The sequence below is a fragment of the Micromonospora phytophila genome, assembly GCF_023656545.1.
Lineage (GTDB): Bacteria > Actinomycetota > Actinomycetes > Mycobacteriales > Micromonosporaceae > Micromonospora > Micromonospora phytophila.
On the sequence record NZ_JAMOKF010000128.1, the window covers coordinates 1 to 13,243 of the forward strand.

The 13,243-nt window shown below is 73.3% G+C and carries 11 protein-coding genes and 3 tRNA genes; 3 read left to right on the forward strand and 11 right to left on the reverse strand.

Features of this window, described 5'->3' with window-relative positions:
* From NCC78_RS16725 to NCC78_RS16745, 5 genes are all read right to left on the reverse strand, one after another.
* The coding region (locus NCC78_RS16725; protein ID WP_250795512.1) for a non-ribosomal peptide synthetase at positions 1-2,971 on the reverse strand (2,971 nt) is incomplete at its 3' end.
* 508 nt (positions 2,972-3,479) lie between these two features.
* Positions 3,480-3,551, reverse strand: a tRNA-Gln gene (locus NCC78_RS16730).
* A 25-nt stretch (positions 3,552-3,576) separates the two neighbouring features.
* Positions 3,577-3,649, reverse strand: a tRNA-Arg gene (locus NCC78_RS16735).
* A gap of 41 nt (positions 3,650-3,690) precedes the next feature.
* Positions 3,691-4,890: an RtcB family protein gene (locus tag NCC78_RS16740; RefSeq protein WP_250795513.1), complete on the reverse strand. Its 1,200-nt coding sequence runs from the start codon at positions 4,888-4,890 to the stop codon at positions 3,691-3,693.
* A gap of 187 nt (positions 4,891-5,077) precedes the next feature.
* Positions 5,078-5,150 (reverse strand) — tRNA-Pro (locus NCC78_RS16745).
* 489 nt (positions 5,151-5,639) lie between these two features.
* Here NCC78_RS16745 and NCC78_RS16750 point away from each other — a divergent pair.
* On the forward strand, positions 5,640-6,239 hold the full coding sequence (locus NCC78_RS16750) for a DUF6058 family natural product biosynthesis protein (RefSeq protein ID WP_250795515.1): 600 nt from the start codon (positions 5,640-5,642) through the stop codon (positions 6,237-6,239).
* Positions 6,240-6,249: 10 nt separating this feature from the next.
* On the opposite strand, the gene NCC78_RS16755 is transcribed toward NCC78_RS16750, so the two are convergent.
* The 4 genes from NCC78_RS16755 to NCC78_RS16770 all read right to left on the reverse strand — a co-directional run bounded on the left by NCC78_RS16755 (position 6,250) and on the right by NCC78_RS16770 (position 9,416).
* On the reverse strand, positions 6,250-7,095 hold the full coding sequence (locus NCC78_RS16755) for a hypothetical protein (RefSeq protein WP_250795516.1): 846 nt from the start codon (positions 7,093-7,095) through the stop codon (positions 6,250-6,252).
* Positions 7,092-7,385 (reverse strand): hypothetical protein, encoded by a 294-nt coding sequence (locus tag NCC78_RS16760; protein ID WP_250795518.1) that lies wholly within the window; start codon positions 7,383-7,385, stop codon positions 7,092-7,094. The genes NCC78_RS16755 and NCC78_RS16760 overlap by 4 nt, the downstream gene beginning before the upstream one ends.
* Before the next feature lie 64 nt (positions 7,386-7,449).
* A complete protein-coding gene (locus NCC78_RS16765; protein ID WP_250795519.1) occupies positions 7,450-8,958 on the reverse strand; it encodes a hypothetical protein in 1,509 nt (502 codons plus the stop codon).
* Positions 8,959-8,960: 2 nt separating this feature from the next.
* Complete coding sequence (locus NCC78_RS16770; RefSeq protein ID WP_250795520.1) at positions 8,961-9,416, reverse strand: hypothetical protein; 456 nt, start codon at positions 9,414-9,416, stop codon at positions 8,961-8,963.
* Between the two features lie 386 nt (positions 9,417-9,802).
* On the opposite strand from NCC78_RS16770, the gene NCC78_RS16775 reads away from it, so the two are divergent.
* Together NCC78_RS16775 and NCC78_RS16780 are read left to right on the forward strand one after the other, a co-directional pair.
* Positions 9,803-10,987, forward strand: a complete 1,185-nt coding sequence (locus NCC78_RS16775; protein ID WP_250795521.1) for a spore photoproduct lyase family protein — start codon at positions 9,803-9,805, stop codon at positions 10,985-10,987.
* A gap of 26 nt (positions 10,988-11,013) precedes the next feature.
* Complete coding sequence (locus NCC78_RS16780) at positions 11,014-11,802, forward strand: alpha/beta hydrolase (RefSeq protein ID WP_250795522.1); 789 nt, start codon at positions 11,014-11,016, stop codon at positions 11,800-11,802.
* Positions 11,803-11,810: 8 nt separating this feature from the next.
* Here the strand turns inward: NCC78_RS16780 and NCC78_RS16785 are convergent, their stop codons facing one another.
* Together NCC78_RS16785 and NCC78_RS16790 are read right to left on the reverse strand one after the other, a co-directional pair.
* Entirely contained in the window at positions 11,811-12,269 is a 459-nt protein-coding gene (locus NCC78_RS16785) for a DinB family protein (RefSeq protein WP_372495146.1), read from the reverse strand.
* Positions 12,270-12,465: 196 nt separating this feature from the next.
* Positions 12,466-13,243, reverse strand: a 778-nt coding sequence (locus NCC78_RS16790; protein WP_372495145.1) for a M15 family metallopeptidase, incomplete at its 5' end; no start/stop codon positions are given.

Genomic DNA, 13,243 nt, shown 5'->3' on the forward strand with positions numbered 1-13,243 from the left:
CGGGAACCATGTAGGACGGCAGCTCGGCGGCGAGGGCCGTCCGCAGGGCCGGGATGTCCCGGTCGGTCTCCGCCGCGCCCGCCACGTACGCGACCAGCTGCGGGTCGTCGGGGTCGTCCCGGCGCAGCCGCACCGTCACCTCGCTGTCCGGCAGGCGCCGCCGGAGGGCCGCCTCGATCTCGCCGCACTCCACGCGGTAGCCGCGCAGCTTGACCTGGTCGTCGGTGCGGCCCAGGTGTTCGAGGTTGCCGTCGGGGAGCATGCGAGCCAGGTCGCCGGTGCGGTACAGCCGCGCGCCGGGGGCGGACGAGAACGGGTGCGGGACGAACCGCTCGGCCGTCAACCTCGGCTGGTTCAGGTACCCGCGCGCCACGCCGGCTCCGCCGATGTACAGCTCGCCGACCACGCCCACCGGGACCGGGTTCAGCCACGCGTCGAGCACGTACAGGTCGGTGTTGGCGATCGGCCGGCCGATGGGGACGGAACCGACGGCCGGCGTGTCCGGGCCGACCTCGTACGCGGTGCAGGCGACCACGGTCTCCGTCGGCCCGTACTCGTTGAACAGCGCGGTGCCGGGCGAGTGGGCTCGCCAGGGTGCCACCTGGTCGGCGCGCAGCAGCTCGCCGCCCATGACGAAGCACCGGGTGCGGTCGGCCAGCTCGGCGGGGCGGAGCTGGTGGTTGACGAGGTCGAGCTGGGCGGGGGTGATCTTGACCAGCCCGAACGGGGTCCGTTGCCGGCGCAGCGCCTCGCCCAGCGCCTCGGGGCCGAGGTGTTCGCCGATGATCAGGACGGTGGCCCCGCTGGAGAGCGGGACCAGCAGGCTCGTGACGGCCAGGTCGAACGCGACCGACGACTGCAGCGGGACGGTGTCCCCGGGCCGCAGCCGGAAGGCCTGGGCGGCCCAGCGCAGGTGGTTGCAGACGCCGCGGTGCGTGACCATGACGCCCTTGGGGCGGCCCGTGGAACCGGAGGTGTAGATGACGTACGCGAGGTCCTCCGCCGACGGATTCCGCCGTCGCCGCGGCCGTCGCTTCGGCCCGCCGACCGAGCTGGCGGCGCCACGACCGGCGTCGGCCTGCGCGACCGGCGTGTCCAGGCCCGGCACCAGCAGCGCCGCACCGTCGGGCACCAGGTGCGCCAGATCGGCGCGGGTGAGGACGACCGGGGTGGCCGTGTCGTCGAGCACGTACCGCAGCCGGGCGGGCGGGTTGGACGGATCGACGGGTACGTAGGCCGCGCCGGTCTTCAGCACCGCGAGGATCGCCACGACGAACGGGACCGAGCGCGGCAGGAGCACACCCACCAGGCCGCCCACGCCGATGCCGCGCTGGCGCAGCGTCTCCGCCAGCGCCTCGGCCCGGGTGTCCAGCTCGTGATAGCTCAGCGCGGTGTCGCCGTCGGTCACCGCGACTCCGTCGGGGGTCCGGCGCACCTGCCGCTCGATCAGCACGTGGACCAGGTCGTCGGGCTCGGCGGGGGTGGCGGTGCGGTTCCACTCCCCGACGAGCTGTCGGTACTCGTCTCCGGTGAGCATCGCGGCCGAGCCGACCGGCGCGCCCGGGTCGGTCACCAGCGACCGCAGCAGTGTCTGGAAGTGTCCGGCGAAGCGGACCATCGCGTCGTCGTCGAACAGGTCGGTGCGGTACTCCAGTACGGTCCGCACGCCGTCGGCGTTCTCCCGTACGGAGACCGTGAGGTCGAACTTGGCGGTGTCGCGGGGTACCTCGATCGAGGTGACCTCGAGGCCGTCGAGGCGCGGCGGCGCCGCCTCGCGGCCGTACACGAACATCACCTGGAACAGCGGGCTGAAGCCGGGCTGGCGGGCCGGGCGCAGCGACTCGATCAGCGTCCCGAAGGGAAGCTCCTCGTTGCTCAAAGCTTCGAGCGCGGCGGTGCGCACCCGCCCGAGGAGCGTCTCGAACGACGGGTTGTCGTCCAGCCGGGCCCGGATGGCGACGGTGTTCAGCAGCAGCCCGACGAGCCGCTGGGTCTCGGTCCGCTGCCGGTTGGCCATGGGCGTGCCGACCACGATGTCGCGCTGGCCCGTCCAGCGTGCCAGCAGCACCTGCAACACGCCGAGCATGACCATGTACGGGGAGACCCCGACCCGGTGGCAGAGCGCGACCAGCGCCTCCGTGGGCACGTCCAGCGGGAACGACACGATGGACCCCGCACTGGACGGCACGGCGGGCCGGGGCCCCCGGGTGGGCAGCTCGAGCACGGCGGGCGCGCCCGCGAGCTGAGCGCGCCAGTACTCGCGCTGGGCGGCCGCCTCCGCACCGGCGAGCCAGTCGTGCTGCCACGCCGCGTGGTCGCGGCAGTCGACGTCCACCGGGTCGAGGTCCGCCGGTCGCCCCGTGCGGTGCGCCGTGTAGAGCCTTTCCCACTCGTCGTGCAGGATGCTGAGCGACCACTCGTCGACGGTGACGTGGTGCATCGTCAGCAGGAGCACGTGCTCCTCGGGCGCGCAGCGCAGCAGGCTGGCGCGCAGCACCGGTCCGCGTTCCAGGTCGATCGGGATGCGCGCCTCGCCGTGCAGCCGGGCCTGCACCTCCTGGTCGCGTTGCCACGCGGGCAGCCCGGTCAGGTCGTGCACCCGCAACAGCCCCGGGCGCGGGTCGTGGACCACCTGGGCCAGGCGCTGTGCCGCACCGTCCGGCGTGGCGTCCACATCTGACGGCCCGGGCGGGGCGTCCGCCGCCGGCTCGAGGGTGGTGCGCAGGGCGGGGTGCCGGGCCACCAGCTCGTCGAGCGCCGCCGACAAGGCCGTCACGTCCAGCGGCCCGTGGAGCCGGTACGCCAGCGGCACCAGGTAGGTGGCCGTCTCGGGGTCGAGGCGGCTCAGGTACCACATCTGGCGTTGCGCGTAGGAGGCCGCGACCGGGCCGACGGCAGGGTCAGCGCCCACGGAGTCGAGCCGGAGCGACGCGACGGGCGTCGCCTGCCGGGGCCTCAGGACGTCGGTCATCGCGTCCGCCTTCTGTGCGTCAGCACCGGCCGGAGGAGCGCCGCCGACAGGCGCGCCCGTTCCACCGGTTGCTCGTGGTCGGGAGTCCGGATCTGTCGGCGAGGGCCGCTTGGCGTCAGGTCAGCTCGGCCCTGGTGGAGCACGGTCGCGGGCACGGTGCGGGGATGCTGCGACCCGACCGGCCGGCGGGTTGGTCCCGCAGGTCGGAAGGTGTCCGTGCCAGCCCCCGTGATCAGCTCATTCATGTGACAGATGCGGGTCCCTTGAGAGGAGAAGCTGTCCCACATCATGGCACTGATGATCTTTGATGGGATCCCCGGATCGTGCCGGCCGTCGATACTTTCGGGGTCGAAGCCGCTACACGTTCGTCTATTTCTCGGACGACGGCAACATTTGTGACTGCGGACGACGGTCACCTTCTGCGCCGCGACGCCCGTGCCGCGCCGTCGAGCGCTCTCGCGTCAAATCCACCGCTCTCTCCGCCGCGCCACGGGCGCCTGAGGCTGCGCTGCGAGCGGAGGACTCGAACCTCCATCGCCCGTTCCAGAGACGGGTGTGCTGCCGATTGCACCAGCTCGCAATTCCGCCGTGCCGTCGCACGGACGTGCCCCGACCAGGATTCGAACCTGGGCTCTCCGGTTTCGTAGACCGACGCTCTCTCCGCTGAGCCACCGGGGCGGGCCGACCGGCACCCGCCCCCCACGGGCGCCGGTCGGTGGTCATCCCTTCACGCAGACGACCTGCTTGAGGTGCGCCACCACCTCGACCAGGTCCTCCTGCTGAGCCATCACCTGGGTGATGTCCTTGTACGCGCCGGGGATCTCGTCGACCACCCCGGCGTCCTTGCGGCACTCCACCCCGGCGGTCTGCGCGACGAGGTCGGCGGTGCTGTAGGTGCGCTTCGCCTGCGCCCGCGACATCCGCCGCCCCGCCCCGTGCGAGGCCGAGCAGTACGCGTCCGGGTTGCCCTTTCCGCGCACGATGTACGACCCGGTGCCCATCGACCCGGGGATGATGCCCAACTCCCCCCGCCCGGCCCGGATCGCCCCCTTGCGGGTGACGAGCACCTCCACCCCGCCGTAGCTCTCCTCAGCCACGTAGTTGTGGTGGCAGCTGATCGACTCGTCGAAGCGCACCTGCGGGAACTGCTCCCGCACGACCCCGCAGAGCAGGGCGAGCATGACGGACCGGTTGCGCCGGGCGTACTCCTGCGCCCACCACAGGTCCCGCCGGTAGGCGTCCATCTCTGGCGTGCCGGCGAGGAAGACCGCCAGGTCCCGGTCGGGCAGGTCGGTGTTGTGCGGGAGCCGCTTGGCGACCGAGATGTGCCGCTCGGCCAGCTCCTTGCCGATGTTGCGGGAGCCGGAGTGCAGCATCAGCCAGACCTGCCCCGCGTCGGAACCCCGCTGCTCGACGCAGACCTCGATGAAGTGGTTGCCGCCACCGAGGGTGCCCATCTGGTGCCGGGCCCGGTGCTCCAGCTGCGCCACCCGCCGGTCGAGGGTGCCGAACCGGCGCCAGAAGTCGTCCCAGCCGGCCTGCTCCAGCCCCCGGACGCGGCGCGGGTCGACCGGGTCGTCCCGCTTGGCGAAGCCGACCGGGATGGTGGCCTCGATCGCGGACCGCAGCCCGGCCAGGTCGTCGGGCAGGTCGTCGGCGGTCAGCGAGGTGCGGACCGCGGACATGCCGCAGCCGATGTCGACGCCGACCGCGGCGGGCGAAACGGCCTGCCGCATCGCGATGACCGAGCCGACCGTGGCGCCCTTGCCGAAGTGCACGTCCGGCATGACCGCGACGCCCTCCACCCACGGGAGCGCGCCGATGTTGCGCAGTTGCCGGGCGGCCTGCGGCTCGATGCCGTACGGGTCGGTCCAGACCCGGACCGGCGCGCGGGTGCCCGCGAGCGGGGTGTGCACCATCGTGCTCTCCTCGTTTCGTCGTACGCCGCCCACCCGGGGCGACCGAAAATGATCGTGGACCGCCCGGGAATCGAACCCGGCCGGAGTGGCGTGCAAAGCCTCTCTGCGCCCAGCGCGCAGCCCTTTCCGCCGGGCGGGGCGCCCCGGCGCGTGAGCGGCTGGCAGGGCTCGCGCCCCACCCCTGCCGTCCGGGACCGGGGAATCGAACCCCGTGTCTCTCGCTCCCAAAGCGAGCGGGTCAGCCAGCTCCCTCGTCCCGGTAACGTCGTTCTCCCGGTCGGCCCGTCACGGGGCCACCCGGGTTCTGGTCATGCCATTCCACTGTGAAGTTGAGAAGAAGCGAGGTCACCGGCGAGGGCCGGGACGGAACGGATCGGTCCGGGAACGAAAAAGCCGCCCGGTCCCCGGTGGGGGTGGGCGGCTGCGCGTCGCGCCTGGCGCTAGTCGCGCCGCCACCCCGGCTGCCGGCCCTGCTGGGACCGGCGCAGACACCGGGCTCGTTCACCCGCGGGCAGCAGGGCACCACCACACGGCATGGGCCACGTGGCGTTGGTGCGGGTGCGCTGCGACACGGCGTACTCCCCCGGGTTGATCGGTTGACCTTGCGCCGACGACGTTAGGCGAGCCCGGATGGTGACCGCAATGGATATTCGGCGGGCTCGTCGGGATCCGTGGGGACGGTTCGGTCGCGACCGCATCGTCCGACGGTTAGGGTGCCGGCTCGACAACTGCGGAGTTGGGAGAACCAGATGGACCTCAAGCGACGGGTGGCCGACCGGTTCCGGGAGGTCAACGGGGACCATCCGATGACGGCGGCGGACGACGCGTACGTCAGTCGGCAGTTCGTGGTGCTGGAGGAGCTGTGCACGGCGCGGGGGTGCGAGGCCGACGACGTACGCCGGTTGATGCTGGCCCGGCGGTTGCCGCTGCCGGGGTACCTGCGCTCAGACGGCGCGGAAATGGTGCCGGCGGACCTGTTCGCCCTCGCCGACCGGGCCGGCGGCACGGAGGCCCTGCCGGCGTGGTTCACCGCGCACTGGGCTGACGCGGAGGTGGGCGCGGCCGAGTGGGAGGCGTACCTCAGCGGCCAGTACGTCTGCCTGCGGTCCGTCACACCGGCGGGCATCCGACGCAAGGACGAGTTGGTGGCGGCGATCCGGGCCGCGGTGGTGGAGCTGGACGCCGGGCCGTCCGGCGGGGACGCCGCGGCGCGGTTGCCCGCGCTGGTCGACGAGTTGGACGCGCTGGAGCCGCCGTTCACGGCGTACGACCGGCTCCGCTTCGGCGGCCCGACCTCACGGGACATCTGGATCGACGCGGTGCGGGCCCGACCGGGCGCAACCGTCTGACAGCGGGCGGTCAGTCGGGACGGACCGGAGGCTCGAAGTCCCACGGCCCCGGGCGACGGGCGGCGACGACGTCGATGTGGGCCCGGACCCGCTGGTCGATCAGTTCGGGCTCTGCCGGGCACCCCGGTACGGCGAGCACCTCCGCGCGGGCCCGGGCGGCGGTGGCCGACAGCCGGTGGAAGTGCCGCACCGCGTGCACGTCGAGCGTGGCCGCCCAGTCGAGCTCCGTGCAGGACTCGTCGCCGTACCAGTAACCGCCGGCGTTTCCGGCCCAGATCGCCCAGTCGCGCAACCGCTGCGGCACCGCGAGCGCGGTCACCACGTCGGATGTGACGGTGACGTGAGCCGGTCGGGGGGTGGGTTCGTAGGTGTCCGCCAGCGGCACCCGGTCCCGGCGGGCGTCCTGGGCGGCGTGCAGGGCGCGCATCGCGCCGGGGAAGCCCATGGTGTTCCAGCTGACCGTGCCGCTGGGACGGGTGCGCCACAACTCGGGGCGGCGCAGCCGGCGGGCGGTGGCCGGGGTGAGCACCGTACGGTCCGCCACGGCGAAGACGACCGTCGGGCTCGGGCGGCCGTGGTCCGGGTCGGGCAGCATCCGGCCGGGTTCCAGCACCAGCAGCGTGTCCGGCCGGCGCTGGTAGGACAGGCCCCAGAGCAGCCGACCGAGCAGCCGCGCCCCGGCCAGGTCCGAGGAGACAACGGTCCAGTGCCGCTCGGTGCGGGCGGCGTACCGGGTGCGGTCCGCCGCGCGGAGGCTGATGACCTGGTAGCTCCGCCCGTCGTGGCGCCACTCGCGCCGATGCAGCCGCAGGCGGCTGGTGAGGGCGGCGGTGGAGGGTCGATCGTCGTCGCTCACGGCTGACGCCGGGAGGCGACGACCACACCGAGCGGCAGGTCGGGCCACTTACGCCACGACTTCGGGCGCCGGCCCCGCAGGCGCACCTCGGCGGCCTCGTCGACCAGCAGATCGGGTGTGCCGGCAAGCGCGGCGAGGGTCAGGTGGTCGTGGTGCCGGTTCGCCCGGTGAGGGAAGCGCTTGTTGCGCCGGATGCCGCGGCGGGAGCCCTTGTTGCTCTCCCCGTAGTTGTACCGGCAGTCCCGCGCGTAGCTGAGCGCCTTCTTCTCCTGCGGCGACCGTCGCCTCACTGATCACCCCGTCCGGGTCGGTTCCATCGTCGACGGGCACCGTATTCGGGGCCGCCGCCGGCTGTCACCGCGTTTTCGCCAGCAGCCGCTCCATCGTTGGTCGGGGCAGGGACGGATTCGCGGCGGCGGCCTCAGCCACATCGGGGTCGGGGGCGTCGAGCAGCACGAGGAGGGTGCCCGGATCGAGAGCGGGATGGCGGGCGGCGACCGCACGGGCCCGCTCGTCGGTCAGGCAGCGGACGAGCGTTGCGCCGGTGGCGCGGGGATGCCGGGCGACCTCCCGGTGGATCCGGCGGACCTCACCGGCGTGGGCGACGAGGTGCTCCAGCAGCTCCGGCGGACAGGACGGGTTGCGGGCGACCCGGGAGGAGACCCGGGTGCCGTGCGCGTCCACCATGGCGCGCAATTGCGCGCCGGTGAGGGCCGGGTTGTCGGCGACGGCGGCGACGACCTTCGCGTCCGGGTCGGCGGCCAGGGCCGCGAGCAGCGGCGGCGGCAGGTCGGTTCTGCGGGCCAGCAGCATGCGTACGGCGGGCACGGGCGAGCCGCCGAGCAGGTCGATCTCCTCCGGGGTGGCGAGAGCGATCCGGGGCAGCAGGGTCGGCCCGATCCTCGCCACGGTGGCGAGGTGGGTCAGCACGTCGAGCGGGACGTGCGGGTGGTGGGCCAGGCGCCGCTGCACGTCGTACGCACGGTCGGTCGCCATCGCCCGGATCAGGTCCTCCCCGATCGCCGGATTCTGCGCGAGGTCGCCGCGTACGACCGGGACCGGATCGACCGCCAGCTCGCGGTACACGTACGCGGGCAGGTCGTCGCGGGCGGCGAGCGTCCAGCGCACCACCATCGACGGATGCGCGGACAGGCCGGCCACCGCGTCGGCCGGCGTCGCCGGGTTGGCGGCGGCGGCGCCCTGGATGTCACTGACGGCGTCCTGATGACCGCCGTCCTCGCACCACACGTCGCGGTGCCGACCCGGCGGTCCCTGGCAGGCACAGCAGTGCGCGGCGGCGGGCCGCCCGCCCTCCATCGCAAGCGCGGCGAGCAGGACCGGCGGGGTGCGTTCGTTGGCGGCGAGTGCCCGCCGCACCACGGTGTGCGGGTGCCGGGCCAGATCGGCGGCGAGCATCGGGGCCAGAGGCGCGAAGTGCGCCACCTCGGCGACCACGTCGACGTCGGAGTCCCCCGCGAGCAGCACCACCACGTCGGGCGGAAGACCCGCGACCCCGGCAAGACGGGCACGCACCTCCGGGTCGGGGTGCCGGGCGAGACGGCGGGCCCACTCGGGCCGGTCGACACCCTCGTCGAGCAGGGCGAGCAGCACCGACACGTCGTCGGGGTCGGCGTCGCGCGCGTCGAGCAGCCCGCGGCGGGCCAGCCGGACCGCGACGTCCGTCCCGCCGCCGGCCACCAACGATCGCCGGTGGGCCGGGGTGAGATCGTCGCGGTCGGCCAGGAAGGCGCACAGTGCGCCGTCGGCCCTGCGGGCGAAGAGGTCGAGCAGTTCCGGAGGCAGCGCCCGGTTCGCCGCAAGCCCGACCAGTCGGGGCTCGCACCGCAGCACCGTCTCCCCCATCTTCAGGTGACCGGGTGCTCGATCTGGGAACGTGCCCGCACGAACTGGCTGTCCGGGTTGCCCGACTTCAGGAAGCCGAGGAAGGCCACCATGCCGATGCTGTGGTGGTCCGCCCACGCGCAGACGTCGACGTTGACGCCCTGGGTCTCGCCCTTGCCGCAGCGTGCCTCACCTCCCATCGGGCCGGGCCGGGTGGGCTTCACATCGGACAGCCGGGGCAGGGCGGCGAAGAGCGTGTCCAGAGCTGCCTTCGGATCCGTCACCTTCCCGGACACTCCGCTGACGACGGCGCTGTACTGCCCATCCAAAGTGGTGTAGGCGGTGCCGACCGCGCTGGTCGGCTCGCCGCTGAGAAGCTTCTCAAAGATGCTCACGTTCTGCTGGGCCTGTTCGCTCAACGTCCCACTCGTCGACTCGGGCCAACCGCTCAGCAACTTCTCCGGCTTGTCGAGATGCATCGCCACAGCCGGTGAGGGCGACGACCGCGCCTCCGCTGTCCGCTCCACGGAGTCGGCAGGTCGCGAACAGCCGCTCGCAGCCAGCAGGCCCGCGAGAACGAGCGCACCCATCCCCGCCGCGCGCCGTCCGACGTCGCTCCGCCCTGTCCCCGGCATGTGTTACTTCCTCGTCTCACGGCTGTGGGAGCGCACGATATCCCAGACGATCACCGGTGAGTGCTGAGGCGGACGCAGGGTACGACGGGCAAGTTGCCGCGCGGCCGGACCGGGGCGACCCCCGCCTGTTCTGGCGGTCATCCATCCGGCCACCCCAGCGCGCGAGCCCGGGTCGCCACCCGGTTTTCCGGCTGATGTTGCATCGGCGTCGCAGCGGGTACGCCGCGCGGATGAGCCGGGACGAGGTGGACGTCGACGAGCCGCTCGCGCTCGACGTACCTCCCGCGCCGCACGACGCCAGCGGCGAGCGCGTGCCCACCCGCGACCTGGCCGGGCTGGCGCCGGCGGCGCACCCGGCGCGGCGGTGGACGCCGCGCCGGGTGGTGGCCACCCCGGCGGCCCTGGACCAGCCGCACGGCCGGCGGATCGCCGAGCGGGTCGAGGCGCTCGGCATCGAGGTCGAGCGGTTGCCCGCCAACCGGCTGACCGGGGTCCGCGGCGACACCGAGCGGGAGACGTACGCCCGCGCGAAGTCGACCATGGCGATCGTGGTCAGCCCGCCGTCGCGGCGGAAACTGCAACCCATCGCGCCCAGCGCGGACTGGCGGTTCGACCTGGCCGAGGGCTGCCCGGCGCACTGCCAGTACTGCTACCTCGCCGGCTCGCTCTCCGGCCCGCCCGTCACCCGGGTGTACGCGGACCTGGACGACATCCTCGCCGGGCTCGCCGACTACGCCGGCCGGGGCACCGTGACCAGCCGCAACGCCGACCGGGTCGACGAGGGCACCACCTTCGAGGCGTCCTGCTACACCGACCCGCTGGCCCTGGAGCACCTCACCGGCAGCTGGCGGCGGGCCGTCGAGCACTTCGCCGGCTGGAACGCGCCGGTGCAGCTGCGCTGGACCACCAAGTACGCCGACGTCGGCACCTTCGTCGGGCTGCCGCACGCCGGGCGCACCCGGGTCCGGTTCAGCGTCAACTGCCGCCCGGTCAGCGAGCGGATGGAGGGCGGCACGGCCAGGGTGCCGGACCGGCTGGCCGCGCTGCGCCGGCTCGCCCTGGACGGCTACCCGGTGGGGCTGACCATCGCGCCGATCATGCCGCTGCCGGACTGGCGGAAGCACTACGGCGAGCTGCTCGACGCGGTCGCCGACGCCGTGCACGGGGTGCCCGCCCTCGACCTGACCGCCGAGCTGATCACCCACCGGTTCACCCCGGGCAGCAAGGAGGTGCTGCTCGGCTGGTACCCGCGCACGAGGTTGGAGATGGACGAGACCGCCCGCAGCCGCAAGTACGGCAAGTTCGGCGCGGTCAAGTACGTCTACCCGCGCGACACCATGACGGAGCTGCGCTCCTGGTTCGAACGCGAGCTGGCCGCCCGCCTGCCGGCCTGCCGGATCCTCTACTGGACCTGACGCCGCACCCGTTACCGTCCACGGTCATGGCCCTGATCCGCTGTGACTTCCACTCCGAGGTGCTCGGCGTCAGCACCTCGATGACGGTGATCCTCCCGCAACGGACCGCGTCGCAGATCGGCATGCCCGGCAGCACCGTGCCCGGCGACCCGCCCGTGCTGTACCTGCTGCACGGACTGAGCGACGACGACACCATCTGGCTGCGCCGCACCTCCATCGAGCGGTACGTGGCGCCGTTGGGCCTGGCGGTGGTGATGCCGCAGGTCGGCCGGAGCTTCTACACCGACGAGGCGCACGGCAACCGGTACTGGACCTTCCTCAGCCAGGAGCTGCCGGAACTGTGCCGGTCGTTCTTCCGGCTGTCGGACCGGCGGGCGGACACCTTCGTCGCCGGCCTGTCGATGGGCGGGTACGGGGCGGTCAAGTGGGCGCTGCGCGAGCCCGGCCGGTTCGCGGCGGCGGCGAGCCTCTCCGGCGCGCTCAACGTCGCCACCCGGCGGGAGCACCCGACCAGCCCGGTCGACCCCGCCCTCTGGCACACCGTCTTCGGCGACCGCACGGTGCCGGGCAGCGACGACGACACCGTCGCCCTGCTCGACCGGCCCACCGGCGACGGGCCCGGCCGGCCGTCGCTCTACGTCGCCTGCGGCACCGAGGACTTCCTGTACGAGGACAACCTGACCTTCGTCGAGGCGGCCCGGCGACGGGATGTCCCGCTCACCGTGGACTTCTCCCCCGGCGCGCACGACTGGGCGTACTGGGACGCGAAGATCCAGGACGTGCTGGCCTGGCTGCCGCTGCGCCCCGCCGGCTGAGGCGGGACTCAGGCGCCGACCACGCCGTCGATGCCCTCGCGCAGCAGGTCGGCGTGGCCGTTGTGCCGGGCGTACTCGTGGATCAGGTGCAGCATCACCAGCCGCAGCGACACATCCTCGCCCGACTTGGCGACGTGGCCGGTGACGTCGAGCGACCCGGCCGCGCGCTCGATGCGGCGGGAGTGTTCCACCTCCCGCCGCCAGGCGGCGAACGCCTCGGACCGCGTCGCCGCGCGGGCGTCGTACGCGACCTGGAAGTCACCGGACTCCGACCAGACCAGCGGGATGTCCTCGGCGTTGATGACCCGGCGGAACCAGGCACGCTCCACCTCCGCCATGTGCCGGACGAGGCCGAGCAGGGACAGCGTGGACGGTGGCATCGACTGCCGGCGCAGCTCATCGTCGGAGAGTCCGTCGCACTTCAGCTCGAGGGTGGCCCGGTGGTAGTCCAGGAAGGCGCGGAGCATCTCGCGCTCGTCTCCGCTGACGGGCGGGCCGATCCGTTCGATGCTGGTCACTGCCTGATCCCTCCTGGCGACGGCGGACCGTGGGGTCCGGGGTCCCACCGGGCGGAGCCCCCACCGTGATCATGCCCGAGGCTGCGGCCCGCCGGCGCGGCCACCTCGGGCCGGGACCACCGGTGCGGACCGCCCCTCGGGTGGCTCAGCGGGCCGAGGAACGGGCCACCGGCAGGTCGAAGTACGTGTCCGGCCACGGCTCGTTTCGGTAGCGGTAGTGCCACCACTCGTGGTCGTAGTTGACGAACCCGCCGGCGGTCATCAACTGCCGCAGCATCCTCCGGTTGTCCCGGGCCGCGCCGGTCACCCGGGGCGAGTCGGTGTGCGCGAGCGGGTCGAAGCAGTCGAATCCGGTGCCCATGTCGACGCTGTTGTCCGGGAACCGCTGCGCCCGGGGGGCCGTGCAGGAGACCAGCGGCTGGCCCTCGGCGTACGGGGGCTGCTCCGGCGTGGGCACGTCGACCAGGGTCAGGTCGACCGTGCTGCCCCGGCTGTGCGAGGTGGGTGCGCCGACGTACCCATCGGCGAACAACGCCGACTTCGCCACCTGGGGATAGAACTCGGCCTTCGTCAGCTGGTCGTCGGGCTGCTTCGCCCAGGCGACGAATTCGTCGACGGCCTGGCGGGGGCGGTAGCAGTCGTACACCTTCAGGCTGCGGCCCCGAGCCAGCGCGGCGTTCTGCACCCGGCGCAGCGCCTCGGCGGCCCGCCGGGTGAGCAGGCAGAGCGGCTCCGGGTAGCCGGCGATCGGCCGACCCACGAAGTTGTGCGCGGTGGCGTACCGGATGTCGTGGACGATGCGCGGGTCGACGTCGGAGAGGACCACGAAACCCGGCGGGGTGGCCGTCACCGTCGCCGACGGCACGGGCGTCGGCGGGCGCTCGGGCGTGGCCGCCGGGCGGTCACACCCGGCGGCCAGGGCC

Coding starts and splice junctions, on each gene's coding strand:
- NCC78_RS16740 (WP_250795513.1), bottom strand. CDS start 4,890: ATGGTGCACACCCCGCTCGCGGGCACCCGCGCGCCGGTCCGGGTCTGG.
- NCC78_RS16750 (WP_250795515.1), top strand. CDS start 5,640: ATGGACCTCAAGCGACGGGTGGCCGACCGGTTCCGGGAGGTCAACGGG.
- NCC78_RS16765 (WP_250795519.1), bottom strand. CDS start 8,958: ATGGGGGAGACGGTGCTGCGGTGCGAGCCCCGACTGGTCGGGCTTGCG.
- NCC78_RS16770 (WP_250795520.1), bottom strand. CDS start 9,416: ATGCATCTCGACAAGCCGGAGAAGTTGCTGAGCGGTTGGCCCGAGTCG.
- NCC78_RS16775 (WP_250795521.1), top strand. CDS start 9,803: ATGAGCCGGGACGAGGTGGACGTCGACGAGCCGCTCGCGCTCGACGTA.
- NCC78_RS16780 (WP_250795522.1), top strand. CDS start 11,014: ATGGCCCTGATCCGCTGTGACTTCCACTCCGAGGTGCTCGGCGTCAGC.
- NCC78_RS16785 (WP_372495146.1), bottom strand. CDS start 12,269: ATGCTCCGCGCCTTCCTGGACTACCACCGGGCCACCCTCGAGCTGAAG.